Genomic DNA, 3,317 nt, shown 5'->3' with positions numbered 1-3,317 from the left:
CAGCGGCGCAATAGGTTGGCGTTGATGCCATGCGCCATCGCCACGGCTGCCATGGACATCCCCGGCTGCATGCAGGCTGCCACGGCATTGGCCTTGAACTCGTCGCTGTGGAGCCGACGCCGGCGCCGAGCGCCAGCGGGTTGGACGGGGAAGGTCATACGTATCCACCAAAGTTGAGGTGGGTACGAGGCTCCTATGTGCCTATCGCATTCTCAAGATGGTCAGACTGGACGCTCACGTGCGACCACCGAAATCTACGTCTCCACAGACAGCCGGGAAGGGTCCTGACGCCTCACGCATGGCATGGGCATTCACTGCGAAGCAGTTCGCGACACAGACGTAGTTCGGTCGTTCCCTGCATCAGCGCTAGTGTCGTGAGTTAGAAGTTCGCAGTCTGTGTTGAACCACGCCGCCACTGCGGCCGTGGCGGGGAGTCTGACGCGGTTACTGGTCGACCTTGCTCACCGGCATTGAGCGAGTCGGCTCTGGCGCCCACCAGGGGCTGCATGGCACCGCGGCAGCCTTGAGACGGCGGGGGCTTCGGCGGCCGCCGCGCGCCACGAACTACCGATGCCGGCGAATTCTGCCGTGCAGTAAATCCGCAGGGAGTGCGTGTCGTTCAGAAGCTTTCCCAGTGGTCGGTACCGGTGCGCACGCCTGCCCGGGCAGGCACCGGTTCGGACGGCATCGGCGCCACGGCTTTGCTTGGGGCCGGCTTGGTCTTGCCGAAGACGGGGCGGGTCACGTTCTTCGCACGGTCGGGCCCGCGGCGCTCGGCGCTGCCCCGGTCACCGGCTGCTGGGGTGGACGCCTCGAATGTGACCGGCACGGCGGCCTGTGCGCCTTGCGCCAGCTTGAACACCGCCACCGCCTGCACCAGTTGCTGCGCCTGCACCTTCAGGCTCTCGGCCGCGGCGGCGCTCTCTTCCACCAATGCAGCGTTCTGTTGCGTGACCTGGTCCATCTGGCTCACGGCCTCTCCCACTTGAGAAACCCCCGCGCTCTGTTCGATGCTCGCGGCGCTGATCTCGCCCATGATGTCGGTCACGCGCTTGATCGAGCTGACCACTTCGGCCATCGTGACACCGGCCTGATCGACCAGGGCCGTGCCTTGTTCGACGCGTTCCACGCTGGCGGTGATCAGGCCCTTGATCTCCTTGGCCGCTTCGGCCGAACGACCGGCGAGGCTGCGCACCTCGCTGGCCACCACCGCGAAGCCACGGCCCTGCTCACCGGCACGCGCCGCCTCCACCGCGGCGTTGAGCGCCAGGATGTTGGTCTGGAAGGCGATGCCGTCGATCACGCTGATGATGTCGGCGATCTTCTTCGAGCTGTGGTTGATGTCCTTCATGGTGTCCACCACTTGGCCGACCACCTCGCCCCCCTTGATCGCCACCGTGCTGGCGCCCAGCGCGAGCTGATTGACCTGCTTGGCGTTGTCAGCGTTTTGCTTGACGGTCGAGCCCAACTGCTCCATCGACGCGGCGGTCTCTTCGAGGGCCGAGGCCTGCTCCTCGGTGCGCTGGCTCAGGTCCAGATTGCCCTGGGCGATTTGGGCCGACGCGGTGGCCACCGACTCGGAGTTCTGGCGCACGCCGAACACCACCTTGGCCAGGCTGATCTGCATCTCCTTGAGCTGCGCCATCAGGCTGGTGGTGTCGCCTTGTCTGAGATCGATGCGCACGCTGAGGTCGCCGGCGGCCACGCTTCGTGCCAGGTCGGCGGCCTCACCGGGTTCGGCACCGAGCTGGCGACCGATGGAGCGCACCAATACGAAGCCGAACAGCCCTGCGAACATCAGACCCGCGGCGATGGAAGCGATCGCGACCATGCGGATCCCGGCATAGCGTGCGGCCGCGGCCGCGTACTCCTTCTGGGCTTCGTCGATCTGTAGTTTGATGAGTGCGTCGTTGCCCGCTTCAAACGGGATGGACAGCGGACGGATCTTGTCCGTGACCAGGCGCTGTGCCTCTTTCAGGTCGTTGGCACGAAGCGCGAACACGATCGGTTTCAGCCCTTCCTGAACGAACTTCGTGCGGTCGCTGGCAAAGGTCTTGGCAAGCTTTTCCTCCTCAGACGTCAGGTCGGCGGCGACGTAGGCGTCCCAGAGCTTGGTGATCGTGGCGATGTTGGATTCGATTTCCGCGGTGCGTTCTTTAATGACTTCGGCGGTCGGGTTCACCAGCGCGATGTTGATGGCCAGCCGGTTGTGCAGCACCATGGACCTGATCTCGCCGAGCTTCGCGGTGGGCACTGTGCTGCCTTCGTAGACCGATCTCAGCGCCTCGTTGGACTGGCTGATGCCGTACAGGCCCAGGCCGCCGATGCCGACCAGCAGCAGTGACAGCGCGCCGACCAGCATGATGAGCCGAGTGGAAACCTTCAAGTTGTTCATGATGAATGTCCTTCGTACTGCAGTGAGATGGTCTAGTTCAGGGTTCGCTCGACCAGCCCCATCTCGGCGCCGGACATGAGTTTTTCGATGTCGACCAGGACCAGCATGCGTTGCTGTTTGCCTTGGTCGACCGCGCCGATGCCAGTGATATGGCTGGCATCAACGCAGGCGTTGAACTCCGGCGCGGGCTTGATCTGCTCGCCCTTGAGCTCGACCACGTCGCTGACCGAGTCGACGACGGCACCCACGACGCGGCCGGCGACGTTGAGGATGATCGTGACAGTGACAGCGTCGTAGGTAACCTGTTCGCGGCCGAACTTCATTCGCAGATCCACAACGGGCACGATCACGCCACGTAGATTCAGGACACCCTTGACGAAGGGTGGTGCGTTGGCGATGCGAGTGGGGTTCTCGTAGCCACGGATCTCCTGCACGTTCAAGATGTCCAGGGCGTATTCCTCCTCGCTGATCCTGAAGCTCAGGTACTCGCCACCGTGCGCTCGGCTGCGTGGCTCGCCGCTACCGGGATACAGGTGTGCTTCCGAAGAGGCTGCGGCCGACGAGGGTCGCTCGGAGACTTTGACGTCGCTCATCATGGGCAGGTGCTTTCTGAAACAAAGGGTGCGAATACTCAGGTGCTCGGGTGCTCTGGCGCTGGGAAGGCGCCTGTCGAGCGTCTGTTTGACATAGACCAAGGTGGTATCGGGCGAATAAATCATCGCTTGAGAAATTTATGCTCATTCGCCAAAATGCCGTGGCTTTGAGGCGCTTATCGCGCGGCTTGCCCGTCGTGACGTGGGCCACCATCAAAGCTTCCAACTCCGTGACGCACCGCCATTCCTGAAGCTGCCATGTTGCCCAAGACCCTGGCCGTGATCGATGACGATCAGGACTACGCCGAGTTCCTGGCGCTGTACTTGCG

Annotated in this window: 3 protein-coding genes; all 3 read right to left on the bottom strand. The window is 63.4% G+C overall.

Annotation, left to right across the window (positions count from 1 at the left end):
- The coding region (locus tag AC1D01_RS26355) for a transposase (protein ID WP_477871635.1) at window positions 1-158 on the bottom strand (158 nt) is incomplete at its 3' end.
- Between the two features lie 461 nt (window positions 159-619).
- Window positions 620-2,395 (bottom strand): methyl-accepting chemotaxis protein, encoded by a 1,776-nt coding sequence (locus AC1D01_RS26350; RefSeq protein ID WP_477871633.1) that lies wholly within the window; start codon window positions 2,393-2,395, stop codon window positions 620-622.
- Window positions 2,396-2,427: 32 nt separating this feature from the next.
- A complete protein-coding gene (locus AC1D01_RS26345; protein ID WP_477871631.1) occupies window positions 2,428-2,991 on the bottom strand; it encodes a chemotaxis protein CheW in 564 nt (187 codons plus the stop codon).
- Between the last annotated feature and the right edge of the window lie 326 nt (window positions 2,992-3,317).

The organism is Rhizobacter sp. P3_B12 (genome assembly GCF_056402895.1).
The sequence above is the reverse complement of the archived record's forward strand: the minus strand, read 5'-3'. Positions and strand labels throughout refer to the sequence as shown.